Annotated in this window: 14 protein-coding genes and 4 tRNA genes; 12 read left to right on the top strand and 6 right to left on the bottom strand. The window is 40.3% G+C overall.

Going from position 1 to position 16,454, the window contains the following annotated elements; translation table 11 throughout:
• Positions 1-336: 336 nt before the first annotated feature.
• Genes trpA through B9T24_RS12790 form a run of 4 tightly spaced genes read left to right on the top strand, consistent with a single transcriptional unit; the run spans position 337 to position 4,320 of the window.
• Positions 337-1,140, top strand: a complete 804-nt coding sequence (gene trpA, locus B9T24_RS12805; RefSeq protein WP_004649507.1) for a tryptophan synthase subunit alpha — start codon at positions 337-339, stop codon at positions 1,138-1,140.
• The gene (accD, locus tag B9T24_RS12800; protein WP_086166132.1) at positions 1,137-2,033 is read left to right on the top strand and encodes an acetyl-CoA carboxylase, carboxyltransferase subunit beta; all 897 of its coding nucleotides are present in this window, start codon (positions 1,137-1,139) and stop codon (positions 2,031-2,033) included. Before trpA ends, accD begins: the two co-directional genes overlap by 4 nt.
• A complete protein-coding gene (gene folC, locus B9T24_RS12795; protein ID WP_086166131.1) occupies positions 2,030-3,313 on the top strand; it encodes a bifunctional tetrahydrofolate synthase/dihydrofolate synthase in 1,284 nt (427 codons plus the stop codon). Before accD ends, folC begins: the two co-directional genes overlap by 4 nt.
• Positions 3,304-4,320 carry an SPOR domain-containing protein gene (locus B9T24_RS12790; protein WP_416224363.1) on the top strand — a complete coding sequence of 339 codons (1,017 nt, stop codon included), beginning with the start codon at positions 3,304-3,306 and terminating at the stop codon, positions 4,318-4,320. The genes folC and B9T24_RS12790 overlap by 10 nt, the downstream gene beginning before the upstream one ends.
• A gap of 19 nt (positions 4,321-4,339) precedes the next feature.
• On the opposite strand, the gene B9T24_RS12785 is transcribed toward B9T24_RS12790, so the two are convergent.
• The 3 genes from B9T24_RS12785 to B9T24_RS12775 all read right to left on the bottom strand — a co-directional run bounded on the left by B9T24_RS12785 (position 4,340) and on the right by B9T24_RS12775 (position 7,113).
• Positions 4,340-4,918 carry a dual specificity protein phosphatase family protein gene (locus B9T24_RS12785; protein ID WP_086166230.1) on the bottom strand — a complete coding sequence of 193 codons (579 nt, stop codon included), beginning with the start codon at positions 4,916-4,918 and terminating at the stop codon, positions 4,340-4,342.
• Positions 4,918-5,733, bottom strand: coding sequence for an MBL fold metallo-hydrolase (locus B9T24_RS12780; protein WP_086166231.1), 816 nt, complete (start codon positions 5,731-5,733; stop codon positions 4,918-4,920). Before B9T24_RS12780 ends, B9T24_RS12785 begins: the two co-directional genes overlap by 1 nt.
• Before the next feature lie 738 nt (positions 5,734-6,471).
• Positions 6,472-7,113: a peroxiredoxin gene (locus B9T24_RS12775; RefSeq protein WP_086166129.1), complete on the bottom strand. Its 642-nt coding sequence runs from the start codon at positions 7,111-7,113 to the stop codon at positions 6,472-6,474.
• 339 nt (positions 7,114-7,452) lie between these two features.
• Here B9T24_RS12775 and secA point away from each other — a divergent pair, with 339 nt between their 5' ends.
• From secA to B9T24_RS12735, 8 genes are all read left to right on the top strand, one after another.
• Positions 7,453-10,179 carry a preprotein translocase subunit SecA gene (secA, locus tag B9T24_RS12770; RefSeq protein WP_086166128.1) on the top strand — a complete coding sequence of 909 codons (2,727 nt, stop codon included), beginning with the start codon at positions 7,453-7,455 and terminating at the stop codon, positions 10,177-10,179.
• 183 nt (positions 10,180-10,362) lie between these two features.
• The gene (locus B9T24_RS12765) at positions 10,363-10,719 is read left to right on the top strand and encodes a hypothetical protein (RefSeq protein ID WP_086166127.1); all 357 of its coding nucleotides are present in this window, start codon (positions 10,363-10,365) and stop codon (positions 10,717-10,719) included.
• 157 nt (positions 10,720-10,876) lie between these two features.
• On the top strand, positions 10,877-12,097 hold the full coding sequence (argJ, locus tag B9T24_RS12760; RefSeq protein WP_086166126.1) for a bifunctional glutamate N-acetyltransferase/amino-acid acetyltransferase ArgJ: 1,221 nt from the start codon (positions 10,877-10,879) through the stop codon (positions 12,095-12,097).
• A gap of 150 nt (positions 12,098-12,247) precedes the next feature.
• Positions 12,248-13,315 carry a quinolinate synthase NadA gene (gene nadA / locus B9T24_RS12755; RefSeq protein ID WP_086166125.1) on the top strand — a complete coding sequence of 356 codons (1,068 nt, stop codon included), beginning with the start codon at positions 12,248-12,250 and terminating at the stop codon, positions 13,313-13,315.
• Positions 13,316-13,465: 150 nt separating this feature from the next.
• Positions 13,466-13,542, top strand: a tRNA-Pro gene (locus tag B9T24_RS12750).
• Positions 13,543-13,588: 46 nt separating this feature from the next.
• Positions 13,589-13,665: transfer RNA gene (locus B9T24_RS12745), tRNA-Arg, on the top strand.
• Positions 13,666-13,705: 40 nt separating this feature from the next.
• A tRNA-His gene (locus tag B9T24_RS12740) sits at positions 13,706-13,781 on the top strand.
• Between the two features lie 3 nt (positions 13,782-13,784).
• Positions 13,785-13,861, top strand: a tRNA-Pro gene (locus tag B9T24_RS12735).
• A 123-nt stretch (positions 13,862-13,984) separates the two neighbouring features.
• Here B9T24_RS12735 and B9T24_RS12730 read toward each other — a convergent pair.
• From B9T24_RS12730 to B9T24_RS12720, 3 genes are read right to left on the bottom strand one after another with little or no spacing between them, the layout of a single operon-like run.
• Positions 13,985-14,464 carry an OmpA family protein gene (locus B9T24_RS12730; RefSeq protein ID WP_086166124.1) on the bottom strand — a complete coding sequence of 160 codons (480 nt, stop codon included), beginning with the start codon at positions 14,462-14,464 and terminating at the stop codon, positions 13,985-13,987.
• Positions 14,465-14,474: 10 nt separating this feature from the next.
• The gene (locus tag B9T24_RS12725; protein ID WP_086166123.1) at positions 14,475-15,698 is read right to left on the bottom strand and encodes a sensor domain-containing diguanylate cyclase; all 1,224 of its coding nucleotides are present in this window, start codon (positions 15,696-15,698) and stop codon (positions 14,475-14,477) included.
• Entirely contained in the window at positions 15,698-16,204 is a 507-nt protein-coding gene (locus B9T24_RS12720) for a YfiR family protein (protein ID WP_086166122.1), read from the bottom strand. Before B9T24_RS12720 ends, B9T24_RS12725 begins: the two co-directional genes overlap by 1 nt.
• Between the last annotated feature and the right edge of the window lie 250 nt (positions 16,205-16,454).

Genomic DNA, 16,454 nt, shown 5'->3' with positions numbered 1-16,454 from the left:
TAGTATAGTGCAGGTTTTGCTATTTCATAAAACATTAAATGTAAAAGCTAACTTAGTTATTTTTATCAAGTTTTTACCAATAAAAATAAGTTTATCTTAATGTTGGGTATTTTTTTAAATAGCAAAATTAGGCATCTTTGATCATTGAGAAAAAATCGTAAATATCAGTAAATGGTGTTCTCGGATTGTTCTGAAAAAATGAGATTGTCAGTCTAGTGTATCGTGAAGTTTTCAGACTCTATTCAATGAGTAAAAAATAGCGTTACAATGCGTTGTCTTGTGTTTCTACAAAGCCAACTCCTCAGTTTTAAAATAATTCAAGGAAAGCATACCCTTATGTCACGTTTAGCCACTCGTTTTGGACAGCTTAAATCTCAACAGCGTAAGGCGCTAGTTTCTTATGTGATGGCTGGTGACCCTCATCCGCAAGTAACGGTTCCATTGTTACACCAGATGGTTGAGGCAGGTGTAGATGTGATTGAGCTTGGTCTTCCATTTTCAGATCCTATGGCAGATGGTCCAGTGATTGCCCTTGCAGCAGAACGTGCATTGGCAGGCGGAACCAATACCTTAGATGCTTTGAATATGGTGAAAGAGTTCCGTCAAAAAGACACAGAAACACCCGTCGTTTTAATGGGCTATTTAAATCCAGTTGAAGTGATTGGTTATGAAAAATTTGTGTCTTATGCCAATGAATGCGGTGTAGATGGTTTACTTTTGGTGGATTTACCACCTGAAGAAGCAAAAGATTTAGATGACGTGTTGAAAAAATTCAACATGGATCAAATTTTCTTGCTTGCGCCAACATCTACCGATGAACGTATTCAATATGTGGCGAATCAAGCCAGTGGCTTTATTTACTATGTGTCCTTGAAAGGGGTAACGGGTGCTGCAACCTTAGATGTCTCTGAAGCTGCGACTCGTATCCAAAAAATTAAAGCTGTGACTGATATTCCTGTTGGTGTGGGTTTTGGTATTAGCGATGCTGCCTCTGCGAAAGCAATGGGTGTAGCGGCTGATGCGGTAATTGTTGGTAGTGCTTTTGTCAAACAATTTGCGAACTTAGCGCCAGAACAAGCTGTTGTCGAAACGGTTAATAAAGTCAAGGAGCTTCGAGCAGCGCTCGATGAGTTAGTATGAATCAAGAAGTGAAATCAGGCAAAATTCTGAGCCCAGCGACGCCGTGGACGGAACGTCATGTTCCGGGTATTCACACACCCGATGAGCAAACTGCACTCAAAGCAACGTTTACAGAACCAACCATCGAATGTCCTGAATGTCACGCACTGGTGACACGTACAGCGATATCATTTAACGCTTATGTTTGTCCGCAATGTGACGAACATTTGCGTATGAAAGCACGTGAACGTTTAACGTGGTTCTTTGACCAAGTTCAAAATGAATTGGGTCAAGAATTTGTTGCGAAAGATCCACTCAAGTTTGTGGACACCAAGCCATATCCAGCCCGTATGTCTGAAGCACAAAAGAAAACTGGTGAAACTGAAGCATTGGTGGTGATGCAAGGTGTGTTGAAAGGTATTCCTTTGGTTGCATGTGCATTTGAATTCGACTTTATGGGCGGTTCAATGGGTACGGTTGTGGGTGACCGTTTTGTACAGGCGGCTGAACGTGCGATTAAAGACAAACAACCATTAATCTGCTTCGCTGCATCGGGTGGCGCACGTATGCAAGAAGGCATGTTGTCACTCATGCAAATGGCACGAACTTCAGCAGCGATTCAACGTATGAAAGATGCAGGTTTACCGTATTTAGTGGTATTGACGCATCCAGTATATGGTGGTGTAACGGCTTCACTTGCGATGTTAGGTGATGTTCATATTGCTGAACCGAAAGCCATGATTGGTTTTGCGGGCAAACGTGTGATTGAGCAAACTGTACGTGAAACATTGGAAGAACCATTCCAACGTGCTGAATATTTGCTTGATCATGGTGTAATCGATCAAATTGTTCATCGTCACGCATTACGTGATACTGTATATCGTATTGTCGCGAAACTGATGAATTTGCCTTGAACACAGCACCACTTGCAACAGACTCTTTAACTACATGGCTCAATTATTGGAGCCATGTTCACGTTACGGGCATTGATTTAGGTCTAGAACGTGTCATTCCTGTGGCTGAAAAGCTCGGAGTGACACAACCACAGGCAAAAGTCCTAACTGTAGCAGGAACCAATGGTAAGGGTTCAACCACCACGACTTTAGCTGCCATTTTAAATGCGCAAGGCTATCAAGTCGGTTTATATCAATCCCCACATATTTACCGTTTTAATGAACGGGTGAAGTTATCTGGGGTTGAAGTGGATGACCAGACTTTGGTGAATGCGTTTGTACAAGTGGATCAAGCACGTCGTGCTTGTGATTTAAGCTTATCGTTTTTTGAAGCAACCACTTTGGCTGCTTTTGTAATTTTTAAACATCAACAATGTGATGTTTGGGTTTTAGAAGTCGGTTTGGGTGGTCGCTTAGATGTGGTGAATGTCGTAGACCCAGATGTGGCTGTGATTACCAATATTGGTCTAGATCATATCGATTGGTTAGGCGACACGATTGAAAAAATTGCCTTTGAAAAAGCCGGAATTATTCGCCCGAATATTCCCGTAATTTTTGGTGGTTTACAATCACTGCCACAGGCGATTCAAAATAAAGTCGATGAATGTCATGCGCAACTTTATGTAGCAGAGCGTGATTATTGTTATCAATATAGCGACGATGGTCAAACTTGGATGTTTTCATCCTCAGGTACAACCCTAAAACTTCCTCTCGGCTCTTTAGCATTAGAAAATATTTCAACGGCAGTTGCTGCCATTTTGCTCAGTGGTTTAACGGTTAGCCAAGCAGCGATTGTACAAGGCATTCAACAGGCACGACTAGCAGGTCGTTTTGAAATCTGTCAAATTCAAGATAAAACGGTTATTTTTGATGCGGGGCATAATCCGCATGGTGTTAAATTTTTGTTACAGCAGTTGCGAAAATACTTAGAATACAATAAACAGTACACAGAAGTGATCGGTGTTTTTTCAATGCTGGCAGATAAAGATATCAATTCTGTCGTAGAGTTATTGAAAGATACTGTTTTAACATGGAAAATTGCCCCCTTAACTGTTCCGCGAGCAGCTGAAAGAGCACAGCTTGATGAGGCATTACAGGGTGAAACAGTACAACACTTTGAAAGTGTTCAATTGGCTTTTAAATCAGCGCTGAATGAAACGAAAAATAATCAGCTGATCTTGGTATGTGGTTCATTTCATACCTTAGAAGCGGTATGGGAGTATTTGGAAGAATGTCAATGAATAGCACACAACGTTGGATGGGTGGCGTTGTTTTATTAGGTGGTGGTGTTTTATTGGCAGCATTGCTCTTGAAGGGTAAAGACGAAATATATCAAAATGAATTTAAAACCCCAGAACATGCTTCCCAAATCGAGCAGCAAAAGCCTGCTACAACTGGAGAAATGGTTCAGCTGCAACCTTTAACGGTTGATGTTGAAACCGAAAAACGTTTGCTTGAAGAACAACGTCGGGCACGTGAAAAAGCAGTTGCAGAACAAGAAGTACGTGCAGCAGAGTTTTTAGTCATGCAGCAACAAGCAGAAGCAGAAGCTGCACGTAAGGCAGCAGAAGAATATGCAGCTTTAAATGCACATCGTACAGGCGCACAGCAAAGTTCGGATAATATTCCTCCTGAACTGATTGAAGATGAAAAAGTAAAACAAAAGCGTTTGGCTGAAGAGAAGCTTGGTGCTGAAAAAAAGTTACAACAGCAGAAAGTTCAACAACAAACTGATGCTGATAAAAAAATAGCTGAAGATAAACGTAAAGCTGAAGCCGAAAAAAAGTTAGCTGAAAAGAAAGTTGCTGAGAAAAAAGCAGTAGAGGATAAAGCGCAACAACAAGCTGAGGAAAAACGTAAAGCAGCTGAGAAGCAGGAAGCCACAAGAAAAGAAGCAGAAAAGAAAGAGGCTGAGAAAAAACAAGCACAAACCAAGCATGAGGCAGATTTAAAGAAAAAGGCTGAGGCTGAAAAAGCCCGCGATCTATTGGAAAATGGTGATAAACAATGGATGGTGCAAGTGGCATTGGCTGCAAATGAAGCCAATGCAGATGCAGTAGCATCTAAATTACGTGCCAAAGGTTATAAGGTTACCAAAAGCCCAACCTCGAAAGGGATTCGAATTATGGTCGGGCCTGCTAAAAATCGAGAGGTTGCAGATTCAGCACGGAAGAAAATTACCAGTGATACAAGCTTAGGCATGAAATCAGCATGGGTGATTGACTGGGTACCACTCGAGAAACGCTAAATAGAGATTAAAGCAAAAATTAAAATGGATTCGACAGTTGTTGTCGAATCCATTTTATATTTTCAGGGCTAAATATTTTTTCAATATGAACCCAAACAGGATGGAAGCCGTAACCCCCATATTTCATTTCATTCAGTGCGTCTTCAGTTTGCCAATTTTCAAAAATAATGCGATACATGGCAACACTTGCACCCGTGCGGTCAGAGCCATGATAGCAATGAATCAATACTTTTTGATTCAGGGCTTTGGCTTGCTGAATGTGTTGCATCACCTGCAATAAATCGTCACGGTTCATTGCCCACGTATTAATTGGAATATGAATCAATTGAAAATCTGTAGTTGGCAGTACAGCTAAATCTGCATTTCTTGATCTTAAATTAATCACAGCATCAATATTGTGCGCCTTTAATTGTGGAATCAGTTCAGCATCAGGTTGTTCACTACGAAATAGCTGCTCACTGATTTGATAAAAATTATCGGGTTGATGAATGATTTTGCCCCAGTGGGGCGGACGCTGTTGCGCTGAAATGGTGGGTGTAGTGATACATCCAACTAGACTTGAGCTACTGATAAGAATAGCGAGTAGGGTTCTTTTCATCATGCTCGATAGCGTTCCAATTCAACAGGATCATGTGCACAAATAATTTCGATATTTTTTTGGCTTTGTGCGAGTTGTTGGATTTTATGTAAGTTATCTAAACGCATCGAATTATTTTCAGCAAAAATACGTTCTAATTTAGCCAGCGTTCTGAGTTTATTTTGGGGATTTAGCTGTAGATGTGAAAAATAAGCATCGCCACAGAAGAACACCCAGCCATCTTGCTGCTTAATCGCAATGCCACAGTGACCCTTGCTATGACCCAATAATGGAATCATTAAAATTTCATCTTGAAATAAGCGAAATCCTTGCACTTGGTGCAGGTTAAACCATGCTTCACCTTGCTCTGGTTCGATGAAATTCCAGTAGCGGTGTTGTTTAAATTGTTGGATTTTATAGCGCGCTTTATTTTTAAGTGAGAAAAAACTTTGTGTCGCATTATATTCCGTCGAGAGCACATGTACGGTGGCATGCGGAAAGTCTGAAATACCACCGGCATGATCAAAGTCGAGATGTGAAACCAAGATATGTTTGACATCTTGAGGGCTAAAGCCTAAGCGTTGAATCTGGGCAATGGCAGTCAGTTCTAAATCATGCTCTATACGCCCGAATCGTGCAGCGAAACTGCCTAAACGGGCTTGGGGGTGTAGATAATCTTGGATGCCTAAGCCGGTATCAATCAGTACCAGTCCTTGATCTGTTTCAACAAGCAGACAGTGACAAACCACTTTGGCATGTAAACCTTTTTGCCCAAAAAGCGGTGCACAAACAGGACACATGGTGCCGCAATGTAAATGATGAATATTATAGATCACAGTCATTATTCTTAAAATTAAGTAAGCGTATTTATAAACGGACTGTAAAATAAATACCAACTTGATTTTGTAATTCAACTCCTTAGTCAAATAAAAAGCCTGTCATAAGACATAATGCCAGTTAGTTCAGAAATTGATTGGCTTGTTTATTTTAAATTCATGATGTTATGTAATTCACGGAAATGTCATCCGCAACTGTTCGAGGCATGAGGTGTATACACCGCAAGATTGAAACAGTAAGGTTTCTGCGGTTAATCGGTCAATAAAAGGTATTTGACGAGTTTTGCGGATGACAAATGTTTTTGGTTCTTTTGGCGAAACAAAAGAAAAAATGAGCTCCAAAAATTTGATTTAAAACGATAAGACTCCGTCGCGAATAACTAAAAAGCTAAGAAGTTAATTGTAAAACCCCTTAGCTGATCAGTATTAGTCATAGACAGGCTGTAGAACAATCAGGATTTGGCTCGTCATGTTAATCCTGTATTTCTAGCGAGCGATGCTGGCTTTATTTTCGATACTCCATATTTCGTTTGCCTTGCGCTGCAATTAAAGCATTGTGTTCTTTATCCGAAACTACGCGCTTCGCTTGTCTTGCGACAAAATAAGACAGTGTCTTTATTTTTGTACTCGAAGCACAGCTTCTCATCTTCTTGCGGAATATATTCCTCAGGGTGGAGCGGTGCTCCACTTATCCTTTACTACGCACTTCGTTTGCCTTGCGACAAATAAGACAATGTCTTATTTGGTCTCAGGTTGTGGGGTTAAACGCAAGTATGGTTTAACCGCTGTGTAGCCTTTAGGGAAGCGTTGTTTGATTTCATCTTCATCCTTCAGCGAAGGCACAATCACCACATCATCACCGTGTTGCCAATTGGCTGGTGTGGCAACTTTATGTTGATCTGTCAGTTGTAGCGAGTCTACGACACGTAAAATTTCATGGAAATTACGTCCTGTCGATGCTGGGTAGGTAATGATTAAGCGAACTTTTTTATTTGGATCAATAATCACTAAAGAACGTACAGTAAGTGTTTCACTGGCATTGGGGTGAATGAAATCGTATAGAGTTGAAACTTTACGGTCTTTATCGGCAAGAATGGGAAAGTTCACCGTAGTATTTTGAGTTTCATTAATGTCGTGAATCCATCCGTGATGCGATTCAACATCATCGACAGACAGGGCGATGGCTTTCACCCCACGTTTGCTAAATTCATCTTTCAGTTTTGCAGTAAATCCAAGTTCAGTGGTACATACAGGGGTATAATCAGCGGGATGGGAAAATAAAATCCCCCAATGATCACCCAAATAATCATAAAAATTAATCAAGCCTTCACTTGAGTCTTGCTCAAAATTCGGTGCAGTATCGCCTAAACGTAATGTCATCTTTATCGCCTCAAATTATTTGTTATGAACTTTGCTGAGATCGAATATGGCGCATTTCTTTTGCCAAGGAAAATAGCATTTTGATATTTCTTTATGAGTATATGGAATATAGCAGCCGGATTTGATTTGTAAAAACTGTATAAATGACGAATTCTATGACTATATTGGTTGTTTAAAATTTGTTACATTGATTTCCCTTGGCTGTCACGTGCTAGAACGAGCGAGCAGAATTATTTTATTGGTTTTGTCTAAAGCCCTTGTACTTCAAATTTCTAGCACCATAATAACGACTGAGAAAAAATTTATTCATTTGACAAGCAAGATTTAGAGAGTCTATTCATGTTGGCAAGTCTGATCGGAGGCATCTTCGGTACCAAAAATGAGCGCGAACTCAAACGCATGCGTAAAATCGTAGATAAGATTAATGCGCTCGAGCCGACGATATCTGCACTAAGCGATGCAGACTTATCTGCTAAAACTGAAGAATTCAAACAACGATATAACAAAGGCGAAAGTCTGGATAAATTATTGCCAGAAGCATTTGCTGTTTGTCGTGAAGCGGCAAAGCGAATCATGGGGATGCGCCACTACGATGTACAGTTGATTGGTGGTATTACCCTTCACGAAGGTAAAGTTGCAGAAATGCGTACCGGTGAAGGTAAAACCCTCATGGGAACGTTAGCGTGTTATCTGAATGCGATTAGCAGTCAAGGTGTACATGTCATCACGGTAAATGACTATTTGGCACAACGTGATGCCGAGCTAAACCGCCCATTATTTGAATTCTTAGGCTTAAGCATTGGTATTATTTACTCGATGCAGAATCCGACAGAAAAAGCTGAAGCCTATCGTGCTGATATTACCTATGGTACCAATAATGAATTCGGTTTTGACTACCTCCGTGACAATATGGTGTTTTCACTGGCTGAGAAAAAACAACGTGGTCTCAGCTATGCCATTATCGATGAGGTCGATTCGATCTTAATTGATGAAGCACGTACCCCCTTGATCATCTCGGGTCAAAGTGATGACTCTTCACAATTGTATGCTGCAATTAATAGTATTCCACCTAAACTTCGTGCACAGAAAGAAGAAAAAGTTGCCGATGGTGGACACTTCTGGATTGATGAAAAACAACGTTCAGTTGAAATGACTGAAGTTGGTTTTGAAACAGTGGAAGATGAACTGATTGGTATGGGGTTGTTGGCTGAAGGAGAAAGCCTCTATTCGGCAGCAAACTTAAACTTGGTTCATCATGTGACTGCGGCAATTCGTGCGCATTATCTATACCAACGCAATGTTCAATACATCATTCATGATGGTGAAGTGATTATTGTCGACGAGAACACTGGCCGTACTATGCCAGGTCGTCGTTGGTCAGAAGGTTTGCACCAAGCAGTTGAGGCCAAAGAAGGTTTAGAAATTCAACCTGAAAACCAGACATTGGCAACCACGACGTTCCAGAACTATTTCCGTCTTTATAAAAAGCTGTCTGGTATGACGGGTACAGCCGATACTGAAGCTGCGGAAATGAAAGAAATTTATGGTTTGGATGTGGTGTTAATTCCAACACATCGACCAATGATCCGTAATGATATGAACGATTTAATTTATTTAAATCGTAATGGTAAATACGATGCCATCATTCAAGAAATTCAAAATATTCATGAAGCGGGTGTTGCGCCAATTTTGATTGGTACAGCGACCATTGAAGCCTCGGAAATTTTGTCTGATAAATTAAAAGAAGCGGGCATTATTCATGAAGTATTGAATGCGAAACAACATGAGCGTGAAGCCGATATTATTGCGCAAGCAGGTTCACCCAATGCGGTGACCATTGCTACCAATATGGCAGGTCGTGGTACTGATATTTTGCTCGGCGGTAACTGGAAAGCCAAACTTGCTAAAATTGAAAATTATACGACTGAAGATGAAGCACGCTTAAAAGCCGAATGGGAACAATACCATGAGATGGTGCTCAGTTCTGGCGGTTTACATATTATTGGTTCAGAACGTCACGAATCACGTCGTATTGATAACCAGTTGCGTGGTCGTGCAGGTCGTCAAGGTGATCCAGGTGTTTCACGTTTCTACTTGTCATTAGAAGATGACTTGATGCGTATCTTCGCGGGTGATCGTGTTGTCAGCATGATGCGAGCAATGGGCTTGCAAGAAGATGAAGCCATTGAACATAAAATGGTGTCACGTTCAATTGAAAATGCGCAACGTAAAGTAGAAGCACGTAACTTTGACATTCGTAAGAACTTGTTGAAATACGATGATGTGAATAATGAACAACGTAAGATCATTTATTCACAACGTGATGACGTACTTGCTGAAACTACTTTGCAAGATTACATTGAAGAAATGCATCACGAAGTGATGAAAGGTGTAATTGAAAACTATATTCCACCTGAATCAATTCATGACCAATGGGATATTGCAGGTCTAGAACGTGCCTTACGTGATGACCTCGGTATTGATTTACCTGTGAACCAATGGTTGGAAGAAGATCGTCGTTTAGATGAAGAAGCCTTGGTGGAACGAATTTCTGATGAAATTGTGAATCGCTATCGTAATCGCCGTGAACAAATGGGTGCTGAATCTGCGGCCATGCTTGAACGTCACTTTATGCTCAGTGCTTTGGATCGTCATTGGAAAGACCATTTGGCAGCCATGGATTACTTGCGTCAAGGAATTCATTTACGTGGTTATGCACAAAAAAATCCAGAACAAGAGTATAAAAAAGAAGCATTTAACTTGTTCGTGAATATGCTGGCTGTGATTAAATCTGATGTGATTACCGATCTTTCACGTGTGCATGTGCCTACAGCTGAAGAACTCGCTGAAATGGAAGCACAGAAACAAGCACAAGCTGAAGCGATGAAATTGAACCTTTCTCATGCCGAAGTGGATGGTTTGACGGGTGATATCACATTGTCAGAAGACAGCACTTTCCAATTTAGCGCTGTTGATGAACAAAACATCATTCCACCTTCAAGTCGTAATGCGGCTTGCCCATGTGGTTCAGGTCTAAAATACAAGCAATGTCACGGTAAAATTTAATTTTACCTTGATTACACAGCCATTTTAATGATTGCTCTGCTGTATTAAGCGACAATATATTAAAGTGGCTTTTTTTATTCAATTTGGATATGCCATTTAGTTTTTCAATATGTGAATATGTTTGCAGAGAGCGAGATTAAATGGTATTTAGTTGCATATCTAACTCTGAAAAGCGGAAAGACAATGAAAAAAGTATTACAAACATTGATGATTGCAGCTTTAGCGCTTCCTACTTTGACTTTTGCAAATACGGCTCAAACCACCACTGTCGATAAAGTGCAAGCTGCTCGTGGGGCAACCACGGCTCAAGCAGTGGTTAAAGATGACAACATCACAGTAATGAGCCCGCGTACAGGGATTCGTTATACTTTTGCGAATCCGAATCAACGTCCAGTGATTTTAAAAACTACCTCTGTAACTGCTGCGAATGCAGCAAATGTAAATCGTATTGTGGCTTCTAATCCTGCATTATCCACAGCGAGTCAAGAAAAAGCGAAACAGGCATTATTGTCAGAATCTGCACAATTAGCTTCAAATTAAGCGCAGTTTCTTTTTTAGACCAGTCTTCGGACTGGTTTTTTTATGCTTTGAAAGTGCAATTCAATAAAAAATAAATCAAACAAAGTGTTCTGCTCGATTTTTTATTCAATTTCTACTAAGCTGTCATTTTATCACGCACTTATTTGGAAGTTTAAAAATGGCGGTGGGCGACGTAACAATGCCACAAATGCATGTGGTTAAAGGTGTAAAAATTGGTTCAGCTGAAGCTTATGTACGCTATCAGAACCGACGTGACCTTGTCATTTTTGAATTTTCAGAAGGTTCAAATGTTGCGGGTGTATTTACTCAAAATGCATTTTGTGCCGCGCCAGTCCATGTATGTAAAGCACATCTTCAGCTTGGTAATCCACGTTATTTAGTGATTAACACGGGCAATGCCAATGCGGGTACAGGCAAAATTGGCATGGCGAATGCTGAAGCAACCTGTGCAAAATTGGCTGAGCTTGCAGGCGTATCTGCAACCGAAATTCTGCCTTTTTCAACCGGTGTGATTGGTGAACAGCTTCCGTTAGCGCGTTTATTGACAGGTTTACAACCTGCACTTAATACACTGAAGGATGATGCTTGGTTAGATGCCGCGACTGGTATTATGACCACAGATACTTTGCCTAAAGGTACATCTGAACAATTTGAGTTGGATGGTATTACTTATACCATGACTGGTATTTCTAAAGGCGCAGGCATGATTCGTCCGAATATGGCGACCATGTTGGGTTATGTAGCAACTGATGTCCCGATTAGTCGTGAATTGGTACAACAGCTATTAAAAACCACGGTAAATGTTTCATTTAACCGTATTACGATTGATGGTGACACCTCAACCAATGACTCCTGTATTTTTGTTGCTACAGGTCAAGCGGGCGGCACAGAAATTACATCAGTCGATGATGCGCGTTATAAGGTGGTTTTGGATGTTCTCACCCGCGTGATGAAGCGTTTAGCACAACTGATTGTACGTGATGGTGAAGGTGCGACTAAATTTATGACTGTTGCCGTCGAAGGTGGTGCAGATACGCAAGAATGTTGCGATATTGCTTATAGCATTGCGCATTCACCCTTGGTTAAAACGGCTTTCTTTGCATCCGATCCAAACTGGGGACGTATCCTTGCCGCAATTGGTTATGCAGGGGTTAAAAATTTAGACGTTGAAAAAATCCAAGTTTGGTTGGATGATGTACAAATCTGTAAAGATGGTGGTGCAGCAGCGGACTATACGGAAGAAGCTGGCGCACGTGTCATGTCTCAAGCCGAAATCACTATTCGTGTCGATTTAGGGCGAGGACAGGCAAAAGATACGGTCTATACCTGTGATCTTTCTTATGACTATGTCAAGATTAACGCAGATTACCGTTCTTAAGTTTGGTTGAATGAAAGGCCTCCGTTGTGAGGCTTTTTTGTAATGAAAAGTTTTTAATGCTTGATCAAAAAAGCATGATGCCATTTTGATCAGTGAATTGAGTGTATTGCTTGTAAGTGAACAGGCACTAAGGATAGAGAAGACGTTTTTATGAATGATGCGACCAATTTAATTGCCAATGAGGCTAAATCGATTGTGCAGGCGCATTTAGATCGTTTAGGCGAGCCTAAAGATATTCATTTGAGTGATGAGGTCAAACAGGAAAAATTTGCGCAAATTCTTGCAGAACTCAAAAAACGCGATGCTGTCCTTGTCGCACATTACTATTGCGATCCTGAAGTTCAAGAGTTGGCTGAACTGTCGGGTGGTTGTGTTTCAGACTCATTAGAAATGGCGCGTTTTGGCCGTGATCATGAGGCTTCAACCTTGGTGGTTGCTGGTGTGAAATTTATGGGGGAGACCTCAAAAATTCTTTCTCCAGAAAAAACGGTGCTTATGCCAACTTTAGAAGCCACCTGTTCTTTAGATTTGGGTTGTCCTGTAGAGGAGTTCACAGCATTCTGTGATGCACATCCTGATTATACTGTTGTCGTTTATGCCAATACTTCTGCTGCGGTTAAAGCACGCGCGGATTGGGTGGTTACTTCAAGCTGTGCGGTTGAAATTATTGAACATCTAGATAGCTTGGGTGAAAAGATTATTTGGGCGCCAGATCAACATCTGGGGCGCTATATTCAAAAGAAAACGGGTGCGGACATGTTGCTTTGGGACGGTGCTTGCATTGTGCATGAGGAATTCCGTGCGCGTGGCATTGCCAATATGAAAGCATTGTATCCAGATGCAGCAGTATTGGTGCACCCAGAGTCGCCAGAGTCGGTGGTCGATGTTGCAGATGCTGTCGGTAGTACCTCTCAATTGATTAAAGCCGCACAGACTTTACCAAATGAGCGTTTAATCGTGGCAACGGATCGTGGCATCTTCTATAAAATGCAACAAGCGGTGCCGCATAAGATTTTGATTGAAGCACCAACAGCAGGTGAGGGGGCAACTTGTCGCTCTTGTGCACATTGTCCTTGGATGGCAATGAATGAATTGGATGGGATTTTAGCGGTTTTACAAAACTCTGATCAAGAAATACACGTTGACCCTGTACTGGCAGCACGGGCTAAATTGCCGCTAGATCGCATGTTGAACTTCAGTGCCAGTTTAAAACGCTAATATTTGTATATAAAATGTCTAACATGCTTGATAAATATACATTTGAAGCGATTTTTTGATTTTTTTTGAATATAGGTGTTGACGTTATTAAGCGTCACGCCTAGAATGCACACCGTACCGCACGATGTGTAGTACGAAGCTAAGATGAATCGGAGCATGGCGCAGCTTGGTAGCGCACCTGGTTTGGGACCAGGGGGTCGTAGGTTCGAATCCTACTGCTCCGACCAATTCTTCAAGGCGAAGGTTTAATGATATTTTGGTATCATAGGTCATGCGCCTGTAGCTCAGTAGGATAGAGCATCCGCCTTCTAAGCGGATGGTCACAGGTTCGAATCCTGTCAGGCGCACCATTTGGTAGCTTGATATTTTAGAATCTAAAATGTTGTAACGGTGGATGTAGCTCAGTTGGTAGAGCCCCGGATTGTGATTCCGGTTGTCGTGGGTTCGAGCCCCATCATTCACCCCAATTCGGAGCATGGCGCAGCTTGGTAGCGCACCTGGTTTGGGACCAGGGGGTCGTAGGTTCGAATCCTACTGCTCCGACCATCTTTAAAAAGATGATATAAATAATCCGCTTAAATGCGGTTTTTTTATGCCTAAAATTTGTGGAATTTAATGTGAAAAAATAAAACCCTCTTGAATGGGAGGGTTTTTATATTAAAAAAATAATTACGGAATAATAATGATATTCACACGACGGTTGATTGCTCGATTTTCATTGGAATTGTTTTGCACTAGGGGTTGGCTTGGGCCACGTCCAAACGTTTGAATATTTTGTTGCTTATAGCCAGCTTGAATAAAAACATTGGCAACATTTTGCGCGCGTTTTTCTGAGAGTGTTTGGTTGTAACTTTCATTTCCAATGTCATCGGTATGCCCAATGATTTTTAATTTATCTAAATCATATTTTTGCAATTGTGAAGATAGTCGGTTGAGTGATGCTTTATGTGATTCTTGAATTTCTGTGCTGTCAAAACCAAACAGTAGTTTTTCGGGGAGTGCGAGTGTCCAGCCTTCATTTGTTAGTGAAAATCCCTCTTTTTTTAACATATGTACTTGTTTGTAGTTGAGCTGACCGAGATTCATACATGCTGTTAAAAAAGTACAGAATAAAATAGTGAAAGTTGTCTTGATTATTTTGACATGCATCTGCTTGGGCCTATGTGTTATTTAGGTTGGGGGAGATAAACCAGTGGTGCGGTAACGTTTTTGCGCGATACATTGCACTGTCGGCTTGAGTAATGAGTTCTTCTGGGGATGTTGCATTTTTTGCAAAAGCAATCCCAATACTGAAGCTGAAATGAATTTCAGATTTTTCGAAAATAAGCGGTGCTTTACTGCAACTTAACAAATGTTCACAAATGCTGGCTAATTGTTGCGGTTGTTGAATATTGTGGACAATAATCGCAAATTCATCTCCGCCAAGGCGAGTAATAAAATCATTTTGACGTGAGTTGGATTTTAATCGCTTTGCCATTTCTTGCAGTACCGCATCACCCGCTAAATGGCCATATTGGTCATTAATGTCTTTAAAGTTATTGTTATCAATAAAAAATAAAGCAATATGTTCTCGGTGTTTAGAGTCGAATAAATTGAATAAAGTTTGGTAAAAATAATGTCGGTTGGGAAGTTGGGTGAGTTCATCGTGATGTGCTTGATGGCTGAGTTTAATATTTTCAGTTTGCAACTGTTGGCTTGATGTGTGGATTTTTTCTAACAACTCATTGAAAGCAATATTAAGCTCTTGAAATTCTTGTATATCTGAATCTGCTAAGCGTAATTGATAGTTTTTTTCTTCACTAATCATCTGTGCTGTTTCGACAATTGGCTGTAGTGACTTCATAAGGTGTTGATAGAGGGTGCTGACAGACCAGAAAAGAACAGCAAGCATCATGAGAAAGCCTAATGCTAAACCCAATAGTAGTTTGTAAAAGAAACTCACTAAAGCGGATGAATTGCCATAAACAATTAATTTTCCATAATTTTCTTGGTCATGTTGAATGTTAATGGTTGCAGGTTGATTAAAGAAAAGGTGATCTAAAATGACCTGACTTGAGAAGGTTGGGTTTTCAGTATGTTTGATCTGCGCAAGTGAATTATTTTGATTGTCTAAAACTTGAATCGAGCGAATGGGATATTGTTCTGAATATTCTGCAAGGATTTGTGCAATTGTAATTTGGTCTTTAAAAACAACAGCGGGTTGAATCCGTTCACCCAGAGCTTCCGATAAAATATGTAAATTGCGATTGGCGTAAGTTTCCATTGTGTAGGTGGAAATGACTGCAAAGATGATAGTGCAAATTGTAAAAGTAAGAATAAAGATAGCGAGTTGTGAGCGTTTAAATAGCTGCTGTAGCGAGGTAATGCTGTTTATTCTTTTCATTATTGCTGCTCACTTGGCTTTGCTAAAAGTAAAACGCGCGGATCAATATGAACTTTAGATTGACTTAAACTTTCTAAATTGATTTTAAAGCTTAAATGCTTATTTTTTTTATAAAGGCAAAAAGCACTTCCTATCTCGCAATTGAGATTATTTGTACTAATAGATAGTGCGGGATAGCGCACAGCTGTATTGAGAAGATGTTGTTCTTCTTGGGCTGTGAGTGAGGAAAAGATGATTGCTTGGCAAGAGGTGCTTGCCAATTCATTGGTGTTGATTGAGTAAATTTGATATTGCAGATTGTTTTGTTGGTTGTGGATTTTAAATTGAGTGGCAAGTGCTTCATTACTAATGATGCAAATATTAGATGGGTTACTTAATCTTGAATAACTTAAAATTGAAAAAGTTGTTGTAGCAATACCGTTATTTTGATGAGGAGCTGCATAGCTTGGGCTTATGTATGACAATGCTAGTAAAAATAGGATAATTTTTTGTTTTAGTGAAGGCATTTTGAAGGGGTTTTAAGGTGGAATATGTGGTAAGAATGAGTTTAACTAAAAAAAGAGTATAAAAATAGTGATAAAAATGGACATTAAGTAATCAAAAAAAGCTTTTTTGTAGAATAAACACCCATCCGATAGAGAAAGATTGAAAAAGGGGTTGCGCAGGAATTTTTTTCCCCTATAATGCGTATCCATCGGCGGTGATGTTAAATAAAACCTCTGATAAATCAATAAGTTGGTTGGATTGTTAAGATTT

It is taken from the genome of Acinetobacter sp. ANC 4654 (assembly GCF_002135425.1).
GTDB classification, from domain to species: domain Bacteria; phylum Pseudomonadota; class Gammaproteobacteria; order Pseudomonadales; family Moraxellaceae; genus Acinetobacter; species Acinetobacter kyonggiensis.
This window is presented reverse-complemented; position numbering and strand designations above follow the sequence as displayed.